22 protein-coding genes and 1 pseudogene are annotated in these 24,675 nt (G+C 36.9%); 16 read left to right on the top strand and 7 right to left on the bottom strand.

The window, feature by feature from the left end:
• The first annotated feature begins 25 nt into the window (after nucleotides 1–25).
• The 4 genes from MT489_RS06700 to MT489_RS06685 all read left to right on the top strand — a co-directional run bounded on the left by MT489_RS06700 (nucleotide 26) and on the right by MT489_RS06685 (nucleotide 4,525).
• Entirely contained in the window at nucleotides 26–1,531 is a 1,506-nt protein-coding gene (locus MT489_RS06700; protein WP_244680766.1) for a malate:quinone oxidoreductase, read from the top strand.
• Between the two features lie 225 nt (nucleotides 1,532–1,756).
• Nucleotides 1,757–2,860, top strand: coding sequence for a hypothetical protein (locus tag MT489_RS06695; protein WP_244680765.1), 1,104 nt, complete (start codon nucleotides 1,757–1,759; stop codon nucleotides 2,858–2,860).
• A gap of 130 nt (nucleotides 2,861–2,990) precedes the next feature.
• Nucleotides 2,991–3,824, top strand: a complete 834-nt coding sequence (locus MT489_RS06690; protein ID WP_244680764.1) for a hypothetical protein — start codon at nucleotides 2,991–2,993, stop codon at nucleotides 3,822–3,824.
• A gap of 68 nt (nucleotides 3,825–3,892) precedes the next feature.
• On the top strand, nucleotides 3,893–4,525 hold the full coding sequence (locus tag MT489_RS06685; protein ID WP_244680763.1) for an HAD family hydrolase: 633 nt from the start codon (nucleotides 3,893–3,895) through the stop codon (nucleotides 4,523–4,525).
• A 110-nt stretch (nucleotides 4,526–4,635) separates the two neighbouring features.
• On the opposite strand, the gene MT489_RS06680 is transcribed toward MT489_RS06685, so the two are convergent.
• Together MT489_RS06680 and MT489_RS06675 are read right to left on the bottom strand one after the other, a co-directional pair.
• Nucleotides 4,636–5,583 (bottom strand): SDR family NAD(P)-dependent oxidoreductase, encoded by a 948-nt coding sequence (locus tag MT489_RS06680; protein ID WP_244680762.1) that lies wholly within the window; start codon nucleotides 5,581–5,583, stop codon nucleotides 4,636–4,638.
• Between the two features lie 22 nt (nucleotides 5,584–5,605).
• Nucleotides 5,606–6,193 carry a TetR/AcrR family transcriptional regulator gene (locus MT489_RS06675; RefSeq protein WP_244680761.1) on the bottom strand — a complete coding sequence of 196 codons (588 nt, stop codon included), beginning with the start codon at nucleotides 6,191–6,193 and terminating at the stop codon, nucleotides 5,606–5,608.
• Nucleotides 6,194–6,532: 339 nt separating this feature from the next.
• On the opposite strand from MT489_RS06675, the gene MT489_RS06670 reads away from it, so the two are divergent.
• Nucleotides 6,533–7,027, top strand: coding sequence for a hypothetical protein (locus tag MT489_RS06670; protein WP_244680760.1), 495 nt, complete (start codon nucleotides 6,533–6,535; stop codon nucleotides 7,025–7,027).
• Nucleotides 7,028–7,348: 321 nt separating this feature from the next.
• Complete coding sequence (locus MT489_RS06665; RefSeq protein WP_244680759.1) at nucleotides 7,349–10,549, top strand: DEAD/DEAH box helicase; 3,201 nt, start codon at nucleotides 7,349–7,351, stop codon at nucleotides 10,547–10,549.
• Between the two features lie 129 nt (nucleotides 10,550–10,678).
• On the opposite strand, the gene MT489_RS06660 is transcribed toward MT489_RS06665, so the two are convergent.
• The 5 genes and pseudogenes from MT489_RS06660 to MT489_RS06640 form a co-directional block, all read right to left on the bottom strand.
• Nucleotides 10,679–11,515, bottom strand: a complete 837-nt coding sequence (locus MT489_RS06660) for a hypothetical protein (protein WP_244680758.1) — start codon at nucleotides 11,513–11,515, stop codon at nucleotides 10,679–10,681.
• A 220-nt stretch (nucleotides 11,516–11,735) separates the two neighbouring features.
• Nucleotides 11,736–12,587 (bottom strand): annotated as a pseudogene (locus MT489_RS22315) (EamA family transporter); the annotation flags it as partial.
• A gap of 329 nt (nucleotides 12,588–12,916) precedes the next feature.
• The gene (locus MT489_RS06650; RefSeq protein WP_244680756.1) at nucleotides 12,917–13,219 is read right to left on the bottom strand and encodes a monooxygenase; all 303 of its coding nucleotides are present in this window, start codon (nucleotides 13,217–13,219) and stop codon (nucleotides 12,917–12,919) included.
• A 13-nt stretch (nucleotides 13,220–13,232) separates the two neighbouring features.
• Nucleotides 13,233–14,165 carry a DsbA family protein gene (locus tag MT489_RS06645; RefSeq protein WP_244680755.1) on the bottom strand — a complete coding sequence of 311 codons (933 nt, stop codon included), beginning with the start codon at nucleotides 14,163–14,165 and terminating at the stop codon, nucleotides 13,233–13,235.
• Between the two features lie 34 nt (nucleotides 14,166–14,199).
• On the bottom strand, nucleotides 14,200–14,760 hold the full coding sequence (locus tag MT489_RS06640) for an NADPH-dependent FMN reductase (protein ID WP_244680754.1): 561 nt from the start codon (nucleotides 14,758–14,760) through the stop codon (nucleotides 14,200–14,202).
• A gap of 176 nt (nucleotides 14,761–14,936) precedes the next feature.
• Here MT489_RS06640 and MT489_RS06635 point away from each other — a divergent pair, with 176 nt between their 5' ends.
• The 10 genes from MT489_RS06635 (at nucleotide 14,937) to MT489_RS06590 (ending at nucleotide 24,561) form a co-directional block, all read left to right on the top strand.
• Entirely contained in the window at nucleotides 14,937–15,506 is a 570-nt protein-coding gene (locus tag MT489_RS06635) for a TetR/AcrR family transcriptional regulator (protein WP_244680753.1), read from the top strand.
• Between the two features lie 383 nt (nucleotides 15,507–15,889).
• On the top strand, nucleotides 15,890–17,254 hold the full coding sequence (locus tag MT489_RS06630) for a cyclic 2,3-diphosphoglycerate synthase (protein WP_244680752.1): 1,365 nt from the start codon (nucleotides 15,890–15,892) through the stop codon (nucleotides 17,252–17,254).
• 480 nt (nucleotides 17,255–17,734) lie between these two features.
• Nucleotides 17,735–18,922 carry an amidohydrolase gene (locus MT489_RS06625; protein WP_244680751.1) on the top strand — a complete coding sequence of 396 codons (1,188 nt, stop codon included), beginning with the start codon at nucleotides 17,735–17,737 and terminating at the stop codon, nucleotides 18,920–18,922.
• Nucleotides 18,923–18,937: 15 nt separating this feature from the next.
• Complete coding sequence (locus MT489_RS06620) at nucleotides 18,938–19,114, top strand: hypothetical protein (RefSeq protein ID WP_244680750.1); 177 nt, start codon at nucleotides 18,938–18,940, stop codon at nucleotides 19,112–19,114.
• Between the two features lie 239 nt (nucleotides 19,115–19,353).
• On the top strand, nucleotides 19,354–19,710 hold the full coding sequence (locus tag MT489_RS06615) for a nucleotide excision repair endonuclease (RefSeq protein WP_244680749.1): 357 nt from the start codon (nucleotides 19,354–19,356) through the stop codon (nucleotides 19,708–19,710).
• 87 nt (nucleotides 19,711–19,797) lie between these two features.
• Nucleotides 19,798–20,754 carry a TRM11 family SAM-dependent methyltransferase gene (locus MT489_RS06610; RefSeq protein WP_244680748.1) on the top strand — a complete coding sequence of 319 codons (957 nt, stop codon included), beginning with the start codon at nucleotides 19,798–19,800 and terminating at the stop codon, nucleotides 20,752–20,754.
• A gap of 210 nt (nucleotides 20,755–20,964) precedes the next feature.
• Entirely contained in the window at nucleotides 20,965–22,041 is a 1,077-nt protein-coding gene (locus MT489_RS06605; protein WP_244680747.1) for a helix-turn-helix domain-containing protein, read from the top strand.
• 571 nt (nucleotides 22,042–22,612) lie between these two features.
• Nucleotides 22,613–23,185, top strand: a complete 573-nt coding sequence (locus tag MT489_RS06600; RefSeq protein ID WP_244680746.1) for a bifunctional transcriptional activator/DNA repair enzyme AdaA — start codon at nucleotides 22,613–22,615, stop codon at nucleotides 23,183–23,185.
• Nucleotides 23,172–24,089, top strand: coding sequence for a DNA-3-methyladenine glycosylase 2 (locus tag MT489_RS06595; RefSeq protein ID WP_244680745.1), 918 nt, complete (start codon nucleotides 23,172–23,174; stop codon nucleotides 24,087–24,089). The genes MT489_RS06600 and MT489_RS06595 overlap by 14 nt, the downstream gene beginning before the upstream one ends.
• Nucleotides 24,073–24,561: a methylated-DNA--[protein]-cysteine S-methyltransferase gene (locus MT489_RS06590; RefSeq protein WP_244680744.1), complete on the top strand. Its 489-nt coding sequence runs from the start codon at nucleotides 24,073–24,075 to the stop codon at nucleotides 24,559–24,561. Before MT489_RS06595 ends, MT489_RS06590 begins: the two co-directional genes overlap by 17 nt.
• Nucleotides 24,562–24,675: the final 114 nt, after the last annotated feature.

Genomic DNA, 24,675 nt, shown 5'->3' with positions numbered 1-24,675 from the left:
TAATAGGCTAGTAAGGAAGATAAAAATGAGTAGCAGACAAACAAAAACTGACGTTATCTTAATTGGTGCTGGGATTATGAGTGCGACGTTGGGAACACTTTTAAAAGAGTTAGTACCTGACTGGGACATCAAGGTGTTTGAAAAGCTCGAAAATCCAGGAGAAGAAAGCTCTAACGAATGGAACAATGCGGGTACAGGCCACGCTGCACTTTGCGAGCTTAACTATACACCTCAAAAATCGGACGGATCTATAGATATCACCAAAGCAATTAAAGTGAACGAACAATTCCAGCTTTCAAGACAGTTTTGGTCTTATCTTGTAAACAGCAACCTAATCAGCAATCCGCATGACTTTATCATGCCAATCCCTCATATGAGTCTAGTTGAAGGGGAAGAGAATGTATCGTTTTTGAAAAAACGTTTTGATGCATTGTCAAACAATCCTCTGTTTCAAGGAATGGAATATTCCGATAATCCGGAAAAGCTAAAAGAATGGATCCCGCTTATTATGGAAGGTCGCGGGTCAAATGAACCGATTGCGGCGACTAAGATTGACTCTGGCACGGATGTTAACTTTGGTGCTTTAACGCGTATGTTGATTAAGCACTTAAAGAATCAAAACGTAGAGGTCAATTATAAGCATAATATTAAAAATATTAAACGTACCGAAGATGGCTTGTGGGAATTGAAAGTCCAAGACCTCGAAAGCGGACAAATCGAATACCATACCGCAAAATTCGTCTTTATTGGCGCAGGTGGCGGAAGTCTGCCTTTACTGCAAAAAACAGGCATTCCTGAGTCTAAACATATTGGTGGCTTCCCGGTAAGTGGTTTGTTTTTGGTATGTAACAATCCAGAAATTGCAGAACAGCACCATGCAAAGGTATACGGAAAGGCAAAAGTTGGCGCGCCTCCTATGTCTGTTCCGCACCTTGATACAAGATATATTAATAATCAAAAATCATTGCTCTTTGGACCTTTTGCGGGCTTCACGCCAAAGTTCTTGAAAACAGGTTCTTACTTTGATTTAATTGGTTCCATAAAACCATATAATATTCTTACGATGTTGGCGGCAGGCATAAAGGAAATGGCGTTGACAAAATACTTAATTCAACAAGTGTTGTTATCGCATGAAAAACGCATGGATGAGCTTCGTGAGTTTATTCCAAACGCCAAAAGTGAAGAGTGGGATATCGTCGTAGCGGGCCAACGTGTACAAGTAATCAAAGATACAGATGCGGGCAAAGGAACGCTTCAATTTGGTACGGAAGTTGTTACGGCTGGCGATGGCTCAGTCGCTGCGTTACTCGGTGCTTCACCAGGTGCTTCAACCGCCGTTCACGTTATGCTCGAAGTATTGGAAAAATGCTTCCCTCAACATATGAGTGAGTGGGAACCAAAAATTAAGGAAATGATTCCTTCCTACGGTGTATCTCTGACTGAAAACCCCGAGCTATTCCAAGAAATTAATGTGTCAACAGCAAAGGCTCTCGGTTTAAGTGAAGGAAGAGAATTACAAGTCGTTGGCTAAGGCGTATTGTAAATAATATTTTTGATTGCCCCATGTATAAGCGTGGGGCTTTTTGATTTCTAAGCACTTCATAGGTAAAAAGGATGATTCATTAAAGAAAACGACACTTTATAAAAGCTCGAACGTATAGAATGGTACCAATTTTTATTTTCAATAAACAAAAAAGATGTCAAATGAATCACCACTTATTCGCCTGATTTAAAGGCAAGATGGGAGGAATGCATTTTGATTGAAATGCGTGAAAACCAACATTTAAAGTACTCAAATGATATTCCTGGTTGGGCAAAAATGTTTCATAAGATTTTATTTTTGTTTTTATGTTTAATTGGGTTGGCCATATTTATCCTTGGAATCTTTATGATCTTTTGGCAAGCATGGTTTGGTGTGATCGCCTTTTTTGCAATGAGTGCACTTTTTGCTTGGATGCTTCGAATCATTTACAAGTCCAACAAGATGTATACGGACATGGTTGTGAAAAGTGAGTTGCAGGAGGGTGGCTTTTATTCATATCTCCAAAACAAAAAAACAGGAGAGGAATGGGAGCAATTCGTTCCTTTTGAACATATGCAGGAAGTGTTGATCGCCAGGACAACCCGTTACCAATCTAGAGGGGCGAATACCCTCGGTTATTATATTGTTGGAGTTAAAATCATCATGAAATGGACGAACGAGAATGGTGAGCCAAACTATTCCTTGTTCGGTTTGGAAAATCAAAATAATTTGGATGAATGGATTCAAAGGTTCAAAGAAAATGATATTACGGTCTATAGCTCAGGTTCCAATGTTAGTGCTTTACAGCTAGAAGATTATCAGACAGCTTATGAAGAGTTGCCGAAGATGCCCTATGATAATGATACAAGTTCACCAAGAATAGGAACGATTCAGTATAGAAACTTAAAGACATGGCGCAGTTCAGAGATGAAAGAGAAAAAACAAAATAAGGAATTGAGGCACGATAAGAAGGTGCTCAATCCTCTATTGCTAGCGATGTTGCTAGGTAATTTTTTGATTGCAATTTTATGGATGCCGTCCTGGCAGGTGGATGATGGCATGTTCGGAGAAAACTCTCCTTCTTTTATGGTCAATAGCATAAATTTTATGCTTCTATTGATCGTAGGAGCTTACTGGCGAGCAAAGGTGAAGTGGTATCGCTCTTTAAGAAATGTTGGGCTTATCTTATTTGCACAGCTCATTGGTTGGATTTTTTTAAGTTTATCTGGCCCTGTAACAACTGGTATGTTGGATGCAATTATTGTTGATGGAATCGTACTTGCACTCTTCAATGGAATTATCTTTATCGTCTTTCGGGTAATAAGAAAAATTCGATAACCTATTTGCTGTGAGATGTTTTGTTAAAGGAATGAACAAGGGAGAGAAGTGTTTTGTGATTGTAAAAAAGCACTACTCATCTAATAAATAATGGTTGCAAGTGAATATCAAGAGTAGGTGATGAAGAAGGATGAGCATTTCAATCATTGAGTTATGGAACGAAGGAAAAAGAGGAACCCCCGATTTGTGTGAGGATTTATACGTCGCCAATAAACATTTTGTTGCAGTTATTGATGGGGCAACCAATGTAACAGGTCAACTTATGGACGGAAAAACACCTGGTAGATTGGCTGCAGAAGTGATTCAAACAAGCCTACTGGAGGCAGACGAGGATATTACGCTCTCTCAATTATTAGAAAAAATTAACCATAATCTACTCGTTGTCTATGAGAGGCTCAATCTTTTGGCAGAAATTCAAGAGAATGCATGGATGGCACCCTCGGCTTGTCTGATTTGCTATAGTCATTTTTATCGTGAAATCTGGCAGATTGGCGATTCTCAATGTATGATAGACGGCACACTTTATAAAAACGATAAAATCATTGATGATATTACAGGGAAGGCACGTGCTTTATATTTAGAAGCTGAAATCAAAAAAGGGAAAACGATAGATGATTTATTAGAACACGATACCGGCTGGGAATTCATTAGACCACTGATTAAGCAGCAATATCAGTTACAAAATGCCCCCGACAATCAATTTGGATACGAAGTGATCAATGGCTTTCCAGTGGATGAATCAAAAATTCAAATCATTCCTGTCCCTGATCAAGCAAAAACAATTATCTTATCATCTGATGGTTATCCGGTGCTCTATCCTACCCTTGAAGAATCCGAAAAAGAGCTAAAAACCTTGCTAGAAAAGGATCCACTCTGCTTCAGAGAATACATCGCATCTAAAGGACTGCAAAAAGGCAATCTGTCTTTTGATGATCGGACTTATATTCGTTTTGATGTGGAATAAGTTCGGATGGTCATACATATTAGAAAGATGGAGAAAATCAATCTGACTGATTTTAAGGAGGGTTTGTGATGAAAGCTATCATTTTTGATTTCGATGGAACGTTAGCAAATACGCTACCCATTTGTTACTATGCTTTTCAGAAGGTGTTTAAAGAGTTTGATAATAAAGATCTTTCATCTAAGGAAATCAAAGCGATGTTTGGACCTTCTGAAACAGGGATTATAAGAGAAAACTTAATGCATTCAAACAAAGAACAGGCTATCGAATTATTCTATAAGACATATACTGAGCAACATAATGAATTAGTTGAACAAAATAAAGAGATTCATGAATTAATAGAATATGTAAAAGGCAAAGGGATCAAATTAGGAATTGTGACTGGGAAAGCAAGGAGGAGTTTAGATATTTCCTTAAAAGTTCTTCAAATGGAAGGTTTATTTGATGTTTTGATAACAGGAGATGATGTGGTAAATCCAAAGCCTCATCCGGAAGGAGTCCATAAGGCGCGTTCCCTTTTAAATGTTAAAAATAATGAAGCTATGTTTATTGGAGATAGTGATGCTGACATAGAGGCGGGCGTCGGGGCAAAAGTCTTTACTGTAGGTGTTCAATGGCTTCCTGATTATCAATCTGAACAATTTTCAATAGAACCTAATGCCCTGTTTAAAAGTGTTACAGAGTTTATTGATTCATTAAAATGATTTTTTTAGAGAGTTCTCGACATGATTCCGTTTTTTAGAGAAGAAGGTTGATTTATATAAAAAATATCTTCTTCCCTAATAACTGAGTCTGGAACTAGAACGGTAAAATGCTATGAGATCTTGTTTTCAATAAGCGTGTTGCTCAAATTCCATATTTGTTCAACATTCTCAGGATCTGTTGCGTATTTAGGATAGCTGCTAGATCCGAATACGTTCTTCAATTGGGTAAATCCTACTTCGGATATTGATGGATTAACAATTTCTCGTTTATGATTAATCAATTGGCCGGTAACATTTTTAAATTCATCCGATGTGCAAATGTGGAAATAGTTATCAGCCATGTCGGATGGCAAAGGATTCGTAAGATTTTGTAATCGTGCAAATACTTTCCAAACGGAATTCATTTTATGGATTGTTTCTTTTGATAGTTTTACTCGATTAATCATAAGAGCATTGACTTTGATTCCCTTGCTTTTCAATTCTTCTGCCATTTTGAAGGTTAGCATCAATAACCCCATTTTTGAGTCTCCATACATCTTATAAGTGCTATAAGGTCGCGTGCCCTTCAGTTCACCACGCAAATTGTCGAACTCTATCTTCCTTTTCGGGTCGAAGAAATTTTTAATGTTTGTCGTACAAGCATTAAGGACTCTTGGGTCTGACGATTTTGCAAGATGATCTGCCAATAGGCGAGTCATTAAAAAAGGACCGAATGTATTTGTAGCGAAAGACAATTCGATATTCTCGGAACTTAGTTGATATTCTTTTAAACCGTGATTTAAGTAGGCAGCGTTATGTATCAGGATGTCCAACTGTGGATATTTGGATTTAAAAGCTGTGCAAAATGTACGAATCGAATCAAAAGATGATACATCAAGCTTCATTAGGTCTACATTCTTATTTTTTGTGATTTCAATAATCTCTTTTTGTGCGGCTGCGCTAATATCCATATTGCGGCAAGCCATAACCACACGATATCCTTCTGTTGCAAATTTTAGGGCAGCAGCTTTACCAATCCCAGAATTTGCTCCTGTAATAATAACAATCTTGTTTTTCATCACGAACCCCCTGTTTTTTTGTTTATATTGATTTTTCCTCATTCTCTGTGTTTCGCAATTGTGCAGCGGTTACGATATCCATAGCTGTGCTATCTAAAATGTGAATCATCTTTTCTTCGTCAAAATCTTCTGGTAGTAATCCATTGGCCACCATAATACAAAGACCTGTTTGAAAAATTTTCATTTTTAATAAAATATTCATCAGTTCTTCTTCAGGAATTCCTTTAAGGAGATGATCTTGTTTCATCATTCCCACAAGAATCCCCATATCCTCATCCTGATTATGCGTGTGATTATAATTTTTCATAACAAGGTCTCGAAATAGGACGCTATATTCCTTAGCGAACCGCAAACTAGCGATTCCTATATCTCGAAATGGGTTGCCTGTATTTTGCTCAATCAACAGTTGTTTGCTAATTGCGTAAGTCTTTTTAATAACCTCTTCGATTAATTCATCTACTTCTTTAAAATTCACATAAATCGGAGCGATGGAACTCCCTAGCTTATTCGCCACCTTTCGAATTGTAATACTATCAATTCCTTCTGTTTTTGCGATATCAAATGCGGCATCGATGATCTGATCCTTGTTAAACTTTGTCTTAGGTGCCATGTTGTACTCCTTTCACCAATGTAATTCATTTGATATATATCGTATGTTATATATTGATTATATTATCTTAACTATTTTTGTTATGCAACCATTTTTTATAAAATTTGTTTTGAGTTATCTGTAAAAAGCTCATATCTACCTGAGAATAATAGATAGGTAATAAGTAATGTGAAAATATTACCATGAATGGAAAGTAAATAATGTCGATTCCCGGAATAGAAAACACTTTTTTATTCGTCGGAGGAAATTAATGACTGAACGATTTAAGTACCTTTGTTATTTAGATGAGTGTTAACCTTTATTGTGCACACATATATATGTACAAAAGGGGGAAGGTCTATGGAAGAAAAGATATTTGTTACACATAAGAGTCCAGATAGCAAATACGAGGGACTTATTACATATGGCAATAGAGATATTGTGTTGTCTAAAAATGCTCTTATTTCTATCACTTTAGGCGAAAAATTTCCTGTTTGGAAAACCATTGTGAATGGGATTGTAAGTCAATTTGTTATGAAGCAGATGAAGAAATCTCCCAAATTACTCTATGCTGAAATGAAAGGAAATGTAAAGGAAGGCTACGGACTGACCATGACCGTGTGGGAACCAAAATCAATGAAGCAATTTAGAGATAGTGGTGCACATAAATTTGCTATGCGATTTTTTAGTTGGGTTTTTTATAGTGGAAAATCCCACGCTTACTTTTTAACATTCAAACATAATGGTTCTATCCCAACTAGCGATGAAGCCATTGAATTAGCAAGAGAGTATGGGCGATTTTTCGACGGCGGAAAGTTAATTCGTCATAGTCGTCCTCCGATTTTCAATGAATAGAGTACTATTGAGAGTAATCCTAAAAACTGTAGAAAGTAGTGAGAAGCCAGTCGTAGATGGTCCCGATGGCTTTTTTACTTTCTATAGTGGTATCTGGCGGATTGGCAATCCCTGGTATTTGATGGATAGCGCTTGATAGTCAGATTATAAGCAAGGCCAATCTGGAAGCATAAAAAAGGTCTCTATTCAGTAACAATATCATTTATAAAAACGGCTCACTAATGATAATGAAATGGTCTTATGGTATCGATGCATTAAAAACCATTCAATTATATGATAAAATCTTCATAATTAGAGTTTCCAGAGGAAGGAGAAAGTTCTTTGGATATCGATATCAATCGAAGAATCATAGAAGAAATGTGTGGGACAGTCTCCTTCAAAAGAGGGGACTCCTTTTATAGAGAGGATAAAGTCGTTTTTGAAAATTATAGTATGGATCGATGTGAAGCTATAGTTAAAGGGTCAGAGGATTACTATGTTACGATTAAAAAGACTTCAGATGGAGGCTTTCATACGACATGCAGCTGCCCAAAACTCGCATCCTATAAACTGGATTGCCAGCATATTGCGGCTGTTTTACTAGCGATTTACGAGCATGAACGTCAAGGTGACACCCCTCAACCAAGCGTTTCAACCAATCGAGCGCTGACAGAAGGCTTGATGACCATTTTCAATGACCGCCCATTACGAACAAGCAGGAAACAGCTTCACTTTGAAAAAAGAAAAGTGGTCCATTTTGATTTTATCTGTAAGCTTGTCCAGATTGGGAATGAGCAACAAATGATCGGAATTGATGCGTTGCTAGAATCGTATAAAATCGAACATATTCGAGGTTTTCTGGAGCATGTGAAGAACGGAAATACAAGTGAACTTTCCAGCACTTTCACCTATGATCCAAGCCTGCATTGCTTTCAACAAGAGACAGATGATGTCATTCAACAGCTCATTCAAGTGATGGATGATGAAACGGTTTATTTTGAGAACCGTCATGGTACCAACGCCTACACATCCTACCATCAAACGATACTCATTCCACCGTCTTCCTGGGAACGTCTTATGACTCTTCTAACAAAAGAGCCATCAATAACGTTAGAGTACGACAGGCATTCGTTTGAAGGAATTAACTTATCGAAAGAATCGCTTCCCTTACAGTTTGCTTTTCTAGATGAGGGAGGTGGCTACAAGCTTAAGGTTATTGGTTTGAACGAAATCCATGTTTTGAATTCTTATGGATATGTGCTGTCCGATGGAAAATTCATTCGACTGGAAAACGAGGACTTTAAACGTTTAATTGAGATAAAACAGATGCTTGGTTCTTCAGGGACAAATGAATTTTCTGTTCCTCAGAAGCAACTGCATGTTTTCATAGAAAAAGTGATACCAGGATTGAAAAAATTAGGAGTTGTCCAGCTTCCTGACTCTATTACTAAAATGCTTGAAGAGACCCCTCTTGTTGCTAAGCTCTACTTAGATCGGTTGAAGAATCGTCTTCTTGCTGGGCTCGAGTTTCACTATGGGAATATAGTGATTAACCCACTGGAAAACCGTGAATTACATTCAAACGTCATCCTTATAAGGGATGTAGAAAAGGAGAGTACGATTTTAAAGATTATGGAGGAAAGCTCGTTTGCCAGGACGGAAAGTGGTTATTTTTTGCATAACGAGGAGTTGGAGTTCGATTTCTTATACTATATCGTTCCAAAAATGAATAAGCTTGTACAGGTATATGCAACGACTGCCGTAAGAAATCGTATCTTTAGAGAAAACCCCCGCCCTAGAATTAGAGTGAAGGTTAGTAAGGAACGGACAAATTGGCTGGAATTCAAATTTGAAATGGATGGGATATTTGAAAAACATATACGTGAAATTCTATTGGCACTAGAGGAAAAGCGAAAGTATTATCGTCTGCCGAATGGATCCCTTTTTTCCCTAACTTCGAGGGAGTTTGATGAAGTGAATCGATTTTTGAACGCAATACCTTCTCAGCCTGAGGATTTGGAAAGCGGCTTAAATGTACCGATTGTCCAAGGTCTTAAACTTCTTGATTCGGTTAATGATGATCAGCTATTTGAGCTGGAAACATCATTCCGTCATTTTTTAGAAAACATCTATAACCTTGAAGAAATAGAATTCGAAATACCACAAAGTTTAGAGCATGTATTGCGTGACTATCAAAAAAATGGCTTTAAATGGATGAAAACTCTTGCTAAATATGGCTTTGGTGGAATTCTTGCAGATGATATGGGTTTAGGAAAAACTCTTCAAAGCATTACGTTCATTCTGTCGGAGCTATCTGATATCCGTACAAAGAAACGTCCAGCCCTTATTGTTTGCCCATCTTCCTTGATGTACAACTGGTATAGTGAATTCATGAAATTCACTCCTAATGTGCAAGTCATGATTATTGACGGCAATAAAAAAGAGAGAATGGACATACAGAAGGATTTGGCAGATCAAGACGTTATTATTACTTCATATCCTCTGTTGCGTAAGGATACTATGTGGTTTGAGAAACAGGCTTTTCATACTGTTATTTTCGATGAGGCTCAAGTTTTTAAAAACCCAACAACACAGACTGCGAGAGCGGTGAAAAGAATCCAAGCAGATCATCGCTTTGGACTCACAGGTACACCGGTTGAAAATGCATTAGAAGAGCTTTGGTCTATTTTTTACGTTGTCTTTCCTGAGCTTTTCCAAGGGTTAAAGGAATATAGTTCACTCACGAAGAAACAAATTGCTCGAAGGATTCGCCCCTTTATGCTGCGTAGGTTAAAAGAGGATGTCCTTTCAGAGATTCCTGAAAAAATAGAATCGAGAGAAACAGTGGAGTTGCTTCCTGATCAAAAGAAGTTGTACGCTGCTTATTTAGCCAAGCTTAAGCACGAAACGCTGAAGCATTTAGATAAGGACACACTTCGAAAAAATCGAATCAAAATACTGGCCGGTATAACACGACTTCGTCAAATCTGCTGTCATCCTGCCTTGTTTGTTGACGGCTATAATGGCGGCTCTGCAAAATTGGAACAACTTATGCAAATCATAAAGGAATCAAAGTTATCCGGAAGAAGGGTATTAATCTTCTCACAGTTTACGAAAATGCTTCAAATCATCGGGAAAGAGTTAGCATATCAAGGCTTGCCGTTTTTCTACCTTGATGGTCACACTCCTTCAGAAGAAAGATTAAGCATTTCTAATCGATTTAACGCAGGTGAACGCGATCTGTTTCTAATCTCATTGAAAGCTGGCGGTACCGGACTTAATTTAACCGGAGCAGACACCGTTATCCTATATGACTCTTGGTGGAATCCAGCGGTCGAGGAGCAAGCAGCAGACCGAGCCCACCGCATTGGTCAGAAAAATACTGTAGAGGTCATCAAGCTTGTAGCAAGAGGTACAATCGAAGAAAAAATGAACGAGCTGCAGGAGCAAAAGCGCCATTTGATTGAAGAAGTGATCGATTCTGAAGACAAGGCGCTATCGACTCTGACGGAAGAGGATATTCGGGAGATATTGATGGTGTAAAATGAGAATGACTATTTCTTGGTAATCCTTACCTTAATTAGGGAGATACAATTCATTCTAGTCTGAACTGTATCTCTCTATTTTTTTGAAAATCATTCATACATTGCAACAGTGCGAGAAAAGCTTTTGCTAGTAATTTGATGTTCTCCCTTTACCATTAAATCTATTTGTAGCAATACCTATATAACCAATTCCTCCCAAGATAGATAAAATACCGCCATACATTCCCCAGCTTCCCTCCTGATCCGGTACTGTAACGGCTGCGACACCCAAAAAAAGGTATGCTATGCCTATAAGTAAAGTTAGTTCTCTCCATCCTGGTTTTCGTGTTGAAGCTAATATGCTAGCTAGAATCATAATGAAGAAAAGCTGAACACTTTCAGCCCATCTATTATACTGAGAAAATTCACTGACTACATTAAGTTGGGAATGAAGCTGACTCCACATTGTAGGAGCCATTAAAATAAAGGCTATTAAAGTTAAAAGGAGTAATGGACGATGATAATCAGCTTTTTTAAACATATTCTTCCATAAATTTGTACCGGGGTAGGTTAATGCCAGTATTAGAAGAGGGACTAAAAAAATAAGATTTATAAAAGGTACTGCATCTGGATTTTCAGTTCCAATTAAATAAAAGGATCCGATGAAAATAATATGACCTAAGATATAGAACTGTAGCAATAGAGGTTTCATCCATGATTTCCAAAGCAAAGCAATCAAGCTGCCACTAAACAGTATGCCCACAAGAGCCCCATGTTCCGCACCAAACCAGCGATAATTCTCCAGGTTGTATGCAGAATCAGAAGCACAACCTGGACACCCAATCGTAACCCATGGCAATAAACCTTCCTGTAATGACTCGAGTAAGATTAATCCTCCAAGAGCGAATAACAAAGCGAAAATAGTAAATAATATCGATTTCCAACGTTTAATAGGTGGTGCATGATTTTCGGTAACTTCCTCCATTGAAACATCACCCCCTCAAAATTTTGGATTACAAACATAATTTATGAGGAAATGCTCGGTTTTTATAACTAATAATTCAAGTTTTTTTGATATGGTCAATCGTTCATTAGTAAATTGTTTAAGTACAAATCTAGCATTGAAGGCCAATGCTAGATTTGTACTTTTAAATAAAACAGTATCATATCAAACGCAAAGGATTTATGAAAAAAATCTAATAACTCTACCCGTTAATATGTTTCCTAACTCTAAAAAATGTACTGCCAAGTTCGTTTAACGCAATCGCTGCTAATATAATAGCCGTGCCTAACCACTGAATCGGTGTTATCGTTTCTGACAAAATAAGACTGGCTGATAGGATAGCGACAGGTAGTTCAATGGATGTTAGTATATTGGCGATTCCACCTGAAACCTGTGGTGCACCGACTGCGAAAAATAGCGGGGGAAGGACTGCTCCAAATAGCGAAACTCCAACGGCAGTTGTTAATAAGTTCGTCTCCAGTGGCAGTACGGATGGTATGTCCCGCATGAATAAGGCAAGTACTAAGATGGTTGACCCAGTTGCCATTAAAGAAGTCCGAGTCCATGGATCAACATTAATAGCTACCTTTCCGCTGAAAAAAATAAATCCTGCATAAGTGAATGCAGAGAGAATACCAAAAAGGAAGCCTTTAAAAGGTAGTCCTTGGATGCTGCCATTTAAAATATTGGAAGCAAAAAAGACCCCGATCAAAATTAAAACGATAGACAATACAGTTACAGGGGCAGGTTTTATTTTGCTGAAAATCCATTCTAAAAGAATTCCTATCCAAACGAATTGAAACATTAAAATAATGGCCAATGAGGCTGGCAAATATTGCATTGCACCATAATAAAAAATACTTGTTAATCCGATAAAACAACCGGTAATCATCATTTGAGGAACATTCTTCTTAGTAAGCCCTTTAAAGCTGGAGCGTTTAAGTAGGGTGAAAGACCATAATAGAAACGAGGAAATCATCATTTGAACGATATTAATTTGGCCAAGTGAGTAGCCGTGGCTAAACCCCAATTTGGCGATTATCGGTGTAAAACTAAAACAACTAGCACCTTATAATACAAATACAATGCCTTTATTTAATTTCATTATAATACCTCCATGAAGCTCAAAACTATCAAACTATTATATCAAAAAAGGGATGTCTTTAAGGGGAATGATTAAAACGAAAGCGTGTAGGTTCAGATTGATGAAACAGGTATGTTCCCGTAGAAAAGCGGAAGATATTTAATTCGGTTGATCTTAAATAATTTTTCTTTTTTTTAAGAGTACTGGATTTAGCAGTTGCCTAAATTACTCAAACCCCACCTCAAAAAGTATAGAGGGGGGGATAGAGCAAGCCCTTTGAGATGTTTTACTTAGATTTCTTAAATAGGAGCATTAGTCATCTCCGAAAGTTTGGAATTGATGGCAAAGATCTTTGCATTGACCTCTGGAATTCCGAAGCCAGCTAGCCTTTTGGAGTGCATCTCAATATATTTTTCAGCCGTTTCTTTGGTTTTAAAAAGATAAATTCCACCGGCTTCTTTCTCGTTCTGATTTTCCGTCCAAATTTTCCAGATGAAGCCCTCTTCTTCTGTAATGCTTTTCGCCAAATCAGAAAAGGCCTCTGCCATTTCATTACCGAATGGCCCGTCCATCTTGAAATCGACTTGCAATACATATGCCATGTTTATCCTCCTTTTATTCATTAATGATAAAGTATAGTTCACCTAGAAGTTCTTTTACTTGGTAATTGCCCTGATTTAGTTCTTTTTCAACAAAGGCATTTATATCCTGCTGGTCAATGTCGTACATCACTTCAATTTCTTTTGAAAATAATAGTTTTTCCTTTTTGAGCAGGCTAGAAAGAGAGGGCTGCTGTTTTGGTTTCAGATTTTCTTCGTTTAGCGCACGCTTGAGTCCGTCAACATAATAGTCGAACGGCCGACCGCCAACTATTTTCACGCCTTTATTTTCCTCATTGATCATAATAATACTCGGAAATCCCATTACTCCAAGCTTTCTGGCAAGGGCAAAATCCTCTTGCAACAATTGCTCTCCAATTGGCATTTCAGCTTCATTTACAATTGCTTCTCCATCTAATCCAAGGTGATTCGTGATATCAACCAACACGGACTTTTCTCCAATATTTTGATTGAATGCGAAAAGTGCTTCTCTCGCACGGCGCAGATAATCATAGGCTATCTCATCGCCATGATGTTTTTGAATCACTTTAAAAACACGGGATGGCGGGAAGGATGATTGAACCGGATTATGGATCATGAGTGTGCCATCTATTGGCATACGGGAGTATTCTCCGACTTCTCTCCAGTGGCCAGCCACATCAGCAGGACCATATATTCCGTTGGCAGGGTCGACAGGTCCGTCACCCCATTTTTCTAGTAATCCACCCATCACTGAATGGAAATTAAAATAATGACCATACTGCTCTTTAAAACGGCGTAGAACCGGTTCAATCGCCCAGCAATGGGAGCAAATCGGATCCGTCACATAATACACATCAATTGTCTTTTGTGGCTGATTAAAATCAATAATCTCCATTTCTTCCTCGCCTGCTACTCCGCATACACCTGTTTCCAAATCACAAATCATATTATTGTTTTTGTTCGTCATTATATTTATCCTCCTTTTAAAAAGTTATCCTGCATTAATCCCTTATAGTTTTCAGTGCAGTGGACCATGAAACAACCTCGTCCAACATTTTTTGCACGGTATCTGCATGAAATGGCGCTGGTTTAAAGATACTCATATCTTCAAAATCAGTAAAAAGGCTCAGGGCAGGGTGTGTTCCTACTGTTGCAACCTTTGGAACAGTTAAGATCAAACGTAAATTGTTTGCTGCTGTCACACCGAGGGATGAGCCATAGCTGACAATTCCTGCCGCTTTGTTATTCCATTCAACGTATAGATAATCAATTGCATCCTTCAAACCTGATGTGATGCCTTTGTTATATTCCGGAGTGACAAATACAAATCCATCAAGCTCACTAATTTTTTTCGACCAAACTTTGGCTTCTGGTGTTTGATAATCCTGCGACATAATAGCGGGAATCGATTCGTTATATCTTGGCAGATTGTAATCTTTGATATCCACTAGTTCAAATTCTGCGTCAGTTCTTAGGTCAGCAATGGATTTTACCCATTCCGCAACTTGTATATTTACTCTTGAATCTCTTGTACTTCCAGTGACAATACCAATTTTGACCATGGTGTTTCCTCCTAATATGCTTTTTAATTTATAGCTTCTTTTATTTGAGAAGTTCCTTATTTGCTGTACAATTACATTGTAGGGAATGTTACATATGATCAACACCAATAAACCAGTGGATTTGTCGTTTATACGACACATTAACGAATATGTCTAAAAAGTAGGAGGGACAGAACATGACTCAAACAAAGACAGATCCCCGAATACTGCGTACCCGCAAACTAATCATGGATTCTTTTATTGAGCTTTCAAGTAAAAAGGAATTCAAGGATATTACCGTGAAGGATATTACAAACGAGGCAATGATCAACCGTGCCACTTTTTATTATCACTTCGAAGACATCTATGATTTACTGGATAAAGCTTTATCAGAAGTATTATTTATCAATTTGAACTGCAATAACTTCGAAGAAAACGAAATAAACGAAGAATCGATGACTCAAATCTTTAAGGCCATCACAAACTTTCAAATATCATTATCCAATCGTTGTCATAGAGGGTACGAGGACACCATTGCTCGAATTATTAGGGAACAGCTCGAGATCATTTTCTATAAAATGTTGTTGAGGCAATATAAATTGGAAGAGGATGAAGGTTTGAAAATCTCTGCTATCATGCTTGCATGGGGAATGTACGGAGCTTCAGTAGAATGGAAAAGAAAAAGCCAAAATAGATTACCTGAAGAATTTATTAAATCTGCTATTCCATATATTTTATCTGGGGTAGATGTTGGTGCTAAAATTTAAGAGAATCCTTCATAGTTAGAACAATCAACTCAAAACATGACTTGCGATGGTTACCATGCCTTCTGTAGTGGGTTTTGCAGGTGTATTAATCTTAATTATGTTTATATCATAAAGAAGTTACGAACCAAAAGGTCAGCTTATTTTATTAAGCTGGCTTTTTGTGTGAAGGCATATCGTTACGAAGTAAGGGGGCGGGTCGTCTAAGCACTGCTCAGATATTAAAGATAGGAAATAGTGTTTTTTAAACCCTAGTTTGAGCTAGATAATAAAACTAACGATATCAAAAAAGTACATTAGATTGCACTTATAAAAATACCCTTTGTATTTTTATACGTTCAAAGTTATAATTATAATAATTCATTGTAATTATAGGAGAAGGTACTATGAAAAGAAAAAATATTATAATTATTGGTGCAGCTGGAAGGGATTTTCACAATTTCAATACGTATTATCGTGATAATGAATCATATCATGTTGCTGCATTTACAGCAGCACAAATTCCGGATATTGATGGCCGGAAATATCCAAGTGAACTAGCGGGCGAACTGTATCCTGAAGGGATTCCGATTTATTCACAAGATCAACTGCCAGAGTTAATTAAAGAGCTTCAAGTAGATGAATGTGTTTTTGCATATAGTGATGTAAGCTATGAAGATGTGATGAGTGTAGGGGCGATTGCAAATGCATCGGGAGCGAACTTCACGTTGCTCGGACCAAAAAGCACGATGTTAAAAAGCAATAAGCCCGTCATTTCTGTTTGTGCAGTGAGAACTGGAACAGGAAAAAGCCAAACATCTAGAAAAATAATCGAAACGCTACTTGAGCATGATTTAAAAGTCGTTGCAGTGAGGCATCCGATGCCTTACGGCGATTTAAACGCACAGCGTGTTCAGCGTTTTGCGACAGTGGATGATTTAAAGAAACATAATTGTACGATCGAAGAAATGGAAGAATATGAACCACATGTAGCACGTGGAAATATTATATATGCCGGCGTTGATTATGCAGATATTTTGGCAGCAGCTGAAAATGATCCAGATGGTTGTGACGTTATTTTATGGGACGGAGGAAATAATGACTTTTCTTTCTTCGAGCCTGATTTAGCCGTTACTGTCTTAGACCCACATCGCCCTGGTCATGAGTTAAAATACTATCCCGGTGAAGTGTGTTTAAGAACAACCGATGTAGCCATCATCAACAAAGTAGATAGTGCATCAGAAGAAGCCATTCAAATCGTCGAAAATAATATTATATATGCAAGTCCTAATAGCACGATTATTAAAGCGGAATCTAAGATTACCGTCGATCAACCGGAGAGCATCGTTGGGAAAAGGGTATTAGTCGTTGAAGATGGTCCGACGTTGACACACGGAGAGATGAAACTTGGTGCAGGTATCGTTGCCGCTGAACGTTTAGGTGCGAAGGAAATAATTGACCCACGTCCATTTGCAGTAGGTACATTAAAAGAAACCTTTAACAAATACAAGCATATCGCAAATGTCCTTCCAGCAATGGGATACGGTGAACAGCAATTAAAAGACCTTGAAGAAACGATTAATCAGACTGACTGTGATGCGGTGATCATTGGCACACCAATCGATCTAACACGTGTCATTTCGATTAATAAACCGTGCACACGTGTACACTATGACTTAGATGAAATTAGCAGCCCGAATTTAAGTGATATTTTAAAAGAATTTATTCAAGAGCATAAGCTTGTAGATAAACGTTCAGCGTCACTCAAATAATTGGAAAAAGACTTCGAATTTTTACTGCACCCCAATTGTTAGACACATAATCTAACAATTGGGGTGTATTTTTATAGCTGAAATTTACTAAGGAAAAAACAAGCTGTTACTCTTTATTTAAATGTGAAAGAAAGTTATAGAGAAATCGGAAAATCTTTGGGGATAAACATTTATAAATAGGAAAAGTTTACTAAGGAAATGGAAAATAATATTGGAAATTAGGTACTTTTGTAGAAAGAGAGGTGTGGTATTGCATTCAAAAATATACCGATTTAGCTGGAATTCAAAGGTGTAATGTCATTGAAATAGAAATAAAAACAAATTGTTTTGAAAGGATTTGAGATTAATTATAGATATTTTTTCTGAAAATATGGAGATAATCTAAGAGGATTCTTCTTATTTGATTTTTGGTGAAGTTAATTTAATACGCAAATAATGTGGTATTTATAAAGGGTCTTGAAATGGTGGGAGGTACAAAAGATGAAGAAACAACTACTGGAAATGTTGGAAGACCGTAAAGATGAAATGATTCAAATTCGCCGTCATTTACATGAGAATCCGGAGTTATCTTTTAAAGAAGAAAACACAGCTCAATACATTTTAGACTTTTATAAGGATAAGGATGTTAAAATTCAGTCCCATGTAGGAAATGGTTATGGAATTATCGTAACGATTACAGGAGGAAAGCCGGGGAAAACCATTGCTCTTCGTGCCGATTTTGACGCCCTTCCAATATTGGAGGAAACGGAACTTCCGTTCAAATCAAAGAATGAGGGCGTCATGCATGCATGTGGTCATGATGGACATACGGCATACTTACTAGTTCTAGCTGATTGCCTTATTGAATTAAAAAATGAAATACCTGGTATTATCAAAATCATTCACCAGCATGCTGAAGAAGTGCCACCAGGCGGTGCGAAAAGTATTGTCGACTCAGGAGTGCTCGATGATGTTGATAATATTTTTGGAATTCATTTACTCCCAATAAATCCAGCAGGCTTTGTCGGGTATCACAGCGGTTATTCGATGGCTGGCAGATCCTATCTAAAGGTAGGAATTCAGGGTGTTGGCGGGCATGGTTCCTCCCCAGATAAGGCAAACGATGCCATTATTGCTGGTGCTTATTTTGTAACAGCTGTCCAAACAATTATTAGCCGGCGTTTGAATCCATTTGAAATGGGTGTAATCACCATTGGTTCCTTCGATGGAAAAGGAACCTTTAATGTTATTAAGGATCGTGTGGAACTTGAAGGGGATATCCGATATATGTCTGAGGAATCAAAGGAGATTATCGGGAAGGAACTACATCGAATTGCAGGCGGGATTGAAGCTGAGTTTGGTGTTCAATGTGAGTTGACCTTTGCCCCTGATTACCCGCCACTTTATAATAACCCGGAAATGACAGATTTAGTCAAGATGAGTCTCGAAGGTGCAAATGACCCGGAAATTAAAAAAGTGGTCGAGTACCCGAAGATGTCACCTTCTGATGATTTTGCTTATTATTTAGAGAAAATCCCTGGCTGCTATTTCTATATTGGCTGTACGCCAAAAGGTGTGGAAAAGCCATATTTCAATCATCATCCAAAATTTGATATTGATGAAGAGGCACTAATTGTAGCTGCTAAATCGGTAGGTTATGTAGTATGCAGGTACTATGGTTTAGATTAATTTCATAATGAAAAAATGATAGAGTATGATAAGTGGAAACGGCGCAATGGAATCACTATTAATGCCATCATGCAAGGACCAGTACGAACAGAATTAATCAAAAAGCAATTACCAAAACTAGCAGAACAAGACGGAACAACTATAGAGCAACCAATTAATCACCATATCTTAGCTAAACAATGGATGGGATGAAGCATCTACTTGAACATCTAAAATTGGTGCGACAGCTGTTTTCTTAACCTCAGACGGTGCGACTGCCATTACTGGTGAAGTGATTGGTGTAACAGGAGGTATGTAATATTTGGCGTTTAATTCCGAGAAGTATGCCAAGAATCATTTAAATACATTGCGGTGAACTGTCTATATGTAAATAAGATTTTTCCCTATTATGATACAATATAAAGAGATATTGAAGGAGGAAGTGAACGTAAGTGATAAATATAACTATTCCAAAACCAACTGTTACCATTACTAAACAGAATAATCCTGAGCAAAGTAATATTTATGGGTTTACTGATTTTCATCTTATCCCTAGGGACAAGGGTGGTATTTTCATGTTCTATAACAAAAATCAAGAGCTATTGTTCGTAGGTAAAGCAAGGAAGCTGAGACCAAGAATAAAAAAGCACTTTGAGGATACTGTGTCCCCAATTAAAACCCATAGAGATGAAGTCACTAAAATAGAGGTTTGTGTTATTGAAGACCCTGTCCATAGAGAAATTTACGAAACGTATATTATTAATGAACTCAAGTCTATGTACAATATAGACAAAGTGTTTTTTAGATAGAAGCTTTATTAAGACGGCAATAGGTACAGTCATTTAAGACCAAACCTATTGCCTTTTATAATTTAAAAGATTAAAGGATGAGAACGATTGGATTATAAACACAAAAAACAAACGACCTATATATATACTTACGCCTGTTATGAGGAAGAACGTTCATTATGTGCTTTAGAAACGCGTTCATTATTTGGGGGTGAGTCTCAAACTAGCATTTTGGAAAGCCATGTGAAAATTGATCCAATTCGAAGTCCGTTTATTAAGGAAAGAATATCTGTCATTTATGAAGAAGAAAGCCTTCAAAATCTTCTCAAGCAAGTGGCAACCTTACAAATAAAAGATGAAACGTTTAAAGTAATATTTGTAAAAGATGGTGGTCCTTCAAATATTGAAAAGGTAGGTTTTGAAAACCGACGTGCAATTGAGAAGGAAATTGGATTACATATCCATGGTGTGGCTGATATTCTTCACCCAAAGAGATTGTTTGGCGTCATGGTTGTAAATGGAAGATGGGTATTTGGTGATTATGTAAAAAGTGAGTCTGTTTGGTTTCGGCATCAACGGAAGCCGCATAGTTACTCCACTGCGCTTAACACGCGTGTAGCAAGAGCAGTTGTGAATATCGGCATTCCTAATCCAATCGGTATAAAGGCAATTGATCCTTGCTGTGGGATTGGGACCGTACTTGTAGAAGCCTTATCAATGGGGATTGATATAGTAGGGAGTGACAAGAATCCTCTTATTCTAAAAGGGGCTAGAGAGAATATCGCCTATTTTGGGCTGGTTGGAGAAGTGAAATTAGCAGATATCCGTGACATCACAAATCAATATGATGTAGCGATTATCGATTTACCTTACAATTTGTGTTCTGTTATAACACCTGAAGAGCAGACCGAAATGCTCCGAAGTGCACGCAGGTTTGCTAGAAAAGTGGTAATGGTAACCGTTGAACCAATCGATGAAATCCTTATAAAGGTAGGATTTGTCATTATAGACAGAGCTGTCATTAAGAAAGGGTCATTTACTCGCGAAGTGATTGTTTGTAAGTAAATTCTTTTTCTCACCCCATTTTGATTTGCTGCGGAGAACCGTATCATAAGTAAATGAGGTTTTCCATACAAACAATGACAGATAAGTGTTGGATAGGCTTTAATAAGAATGACTAGGAAAATATTTGTGGGACGATATTATATTACAGCACAACAATTATCAAAAGAATAAAATCAATGTAATTTATAATTTTATTCAGGAGTGAGGCGAATGAATGAATATGTACAGTTGATGATTGATTGGATTGAGGATAATTTAAAAGATGAGTTTTCGCTAGAGGATTTGGCTAGTTATATAGGATATTCCCCTTATTATTGTTCTTTTAAATTTCATCAGGTAACAGGTATAAGCATTAGACGCTATATTCTTCTAAGAAGATTGTATTTATCTACGGAAGATTTAACAAATAATCGGAAGATAATTGATATTGCCTTTGATTATAATTATTCATCACAAGAAGCCTATAGTAGGGCTTTTAAAACAGTTTTTGGTGTTAATCCAAGGGAATTTCAAGTCAATCAAATGCCTGTTCAATCATTTCCAAAGCTAACTATTCATAAAGGGAAGGCTGGTTGTAGAATGAATATATCTAGAGAAACTGAGGTTGAACAATTAAAAAATAGGAAGAGAGAGTTATTTGACCAAAATGTACTGAACATATTAAATGGTCAAGTAATGTATGAGGAATTTAAAAATAATAAGCTTATGGGAGATTCTGATTATGTACCTTGCAATGAAGCGATGTGTGTAAATGCGACTACAACAACTATTTTCGATGATGCGTTTATTCAAACAAGAGCGGCAGGACATGGTGAGTCTGAAGAAAATTACAGGAACAAGGTAATGAAACCCTTAAATAATCTGTTTGAGAAAGACTATGACTATATTGTTCTATGGTTTGGGGAAGATATGTTTTGTCAGATGAATCTTCTAACAATCCTTGCTTATCTTGAACAGTCCCAGTATAAAGGTAAAGTTTTTTTAAATAGTTTTAGAGAGGATGAATTTAAAGTAAGCCAAACTGAGCTTACTTTAGGTAACTATTATTCTGTCTATGAGGAAGTATTGGTCAATCATATGAAACCAACAAATGAAGTACCTATAGTTATGTATCAGGCTATAGAGCTATTTTTAGAAATGCAGACAGAAAATAATAGGGTCATAAAATACATTTCAAAAAATAAACATTTACCTACAACTGAATTGGTTAAGCGGTTATTTGAGGTATTCCCAACAATAGGATATGGGGATTCACAATATATTGAGCTGATTGATAAAATAAAGTGAAAGGTTATTACGTCTGTTCATTCAGAAGATAACAATTGATAAAGATAGAAACAAGTACGGGGCCTTTTATTTCTAATGTTAAGAATCTATCAAACATGTTTTAAAACGGGAATCGAATTTGGGATGGAGCACTTACTGGAAATAAATGAGGTCACTGACCATGGAGTACAAGGAAATAAGAAAGTTACTGATGAGATTTTGATAGATAGACTATAAAAGTGGTGCACAATGTGTTTCACTTTTTTTGTTATCTAAAAAGACAGACCATAAGAGCAAGAATGAGGACGAAATAGATGTAGATTACTTGTTAAAATGACTCCAATAGCATTAGGAGGAAATAAATTTAATGAGATGTAATTTTTAAAGAAATATTATTTCTGAAAACCATCCAGCGCTCCATTAAATGTATTGTCTTTACCAAGACTAACAAATTGTAATAAGCTTAAAGAATGAGGTATGAGACGTTTTAGTTGGAATTGCCTTCTCTGACAAAGGGATTGATTTTAACTCTAGTGGATACTTGCCATTCGTATGAAAACTAGCACTAGTGCAGGAAAGGTAGTGAAGTTATATGGTGACTAATATCGATCTATCATTTGATGAGATGTGGGAGAAAATTATTGCTTGTGATCGTAAATATGATGGGATCTTTTTTACAGCTGTAAAAACAACCAAAATATACTGCCGTCCTTCCTGCAGATCAAGGAAGCCTAAAAAAATGAATGTAGAATTTTACTCTGACATGAGTGAAGTAGAAAAAGCGGGTTATCGTCCTTGCAAAAGATGCCAGCCAGAAGTAGAGCACTCACCAAATATTGCCCTTGTCAGAAATATCATTACGTTCCTAGTCAATCATTATAAACAAAATTTAGCATTAAAGGATATAGCGGATCAAGTTGGTTTAAGTCCCTTTTATTTGGAACGCTTATTTAAACAAGAAACCTCTGAGACTCCGCGTACTTATTTAGAAAAGATAAGAATTGATAAAGCAGCATACCTTCTTAAATCCACAAACCTAACGAATCTGGAGATTTGCTATGAAGTAGGATTTCATAGTCCATCCAATTTTTATAAAGTGTTTCGCAACTTGAAAAATTGTTCACCTAGTGAATATCGAAAGGAATTCTTAAATGAATTGGATTGATCATAAAATTTATCTGGAGATTTACCCTCCTAAGGAATTTAATTTTGAAGAGTGTTTAGTTTTTTTGAGCAGGTCCAATCAGGAAGTACTTTTTCAAATAAAAGAAAGATCTGTATATAAACTAATAAAAGTGAATGAATCTTTGATTTTATGTAAAATTGATTGTATCAATGATTGCATAATGATAGAATTTCCCATAACCCTCCCACCTGTTCAGAATCGACAAAAAATAGCAGAGTATATTTGGGAATGGTTTGATTTAGAACAGGATTTAGGTGAATTTTATCAAGTGGCTAGTCAAGATAAAGTTCTAGAGAGCCTTGCTCATAAATATTACGGGCTTCGGATTATGTGCATTCCGGATTTATTTGAAGCCCTAGTATGGGCCATTACCGGACAGCAAATTAATTTAACATTTGCTTACACATTAAAGAAACGCTTTGTCGAACAATACGGCGAGAGTCTAACTTTCGAAGGAGAAACGTTTTGGTTATTCCCCTCTTTTAAAAAGATTGCTTCAATAAATCTAGATGACTTAAGGAAACTTCAATTTACTACTAGGAAGGCTGAATATATCATTGACATTGCAAAGGCTATGACAAATGGCGAGTTAACAAAAGAATTATTGCTTCAGAAAAAAGATGATCAGCAAATAAAAAAATCATTAATGATGATAAGAGGTATCGGGGCATGGACGGCAGATTATGTGATGATGAAATGCTTGCACTGTCCCAATTCTTTCCCAGTTGCAGATGTCGGTCTCCACAATGCATTGAAGAATCTATTAGATCTTGAGAAGAAACCGACTATAGAAGAAATAGAAGAATATGCAACAGGTTGGGAAGGTTGGAAGGCATATGCTACCTTTTATCTTTGGAGGTCCCTATATGACAAAAATATATAAATTAGACTATGAATCACCGATTGGAATAATGGAAATAATTGGTACCCATGAAACCATCAATTCTATTTTGTTCTCTGAAGAAAGTCAAAAGGTGAATTTTTTACATGCAGAAACACCTCAGGTTTTAATAGAATGCTACAACCAACTTGACGAATATTTTAAAGGCGATCGTTATGACTTTACATTCCCTTATCGAATTGAAGGGACTGACTTTCAAAAAATAGTATGGGAAGCTTTAAAAGAAATTCCTTACGCAGAAACAGGGTCATATAAGGATATTGCTGTTTCCATTGGGAATGAAAAAGCGATCAGAGCTGTAGGGAGTGCAAATGGGAAAAACAAGCTAAGCATTGTTATTCCTTGTCACAGAATTATCGGTTCTAATGGGAAATTAACTGGTTATGCAGGGGGACTGTGGAGGAAAGAATGGCTGCTCCAGCATGAGAAAACTTTTAATAAGCAACATAGGTAAATGAAGTTTTATCTTTTTAATGAAAGCACCCTTTAAAATCGTGATATTATGGTAGATGCGAATATGATGATGCAATAGGTTTGTTGTTTTTTCGTTAACTGAATGTAGACTTAC

It is taken from the genome of Lederbergia wuyishanensis, from assembly GCF_022900255.1.
GTDB classification, from domain to species: Bacteria; Bacillota; Bacilli; order Bacillales; family Bacillaceae_C; genus Lederbergia; species Lederbergia wuyishanensis.
The sequence above is the reverse complement of the archived record's forward strand: the minus strand, read 5'-3'. Positions and strand labels throughout refer to the sequence as shown.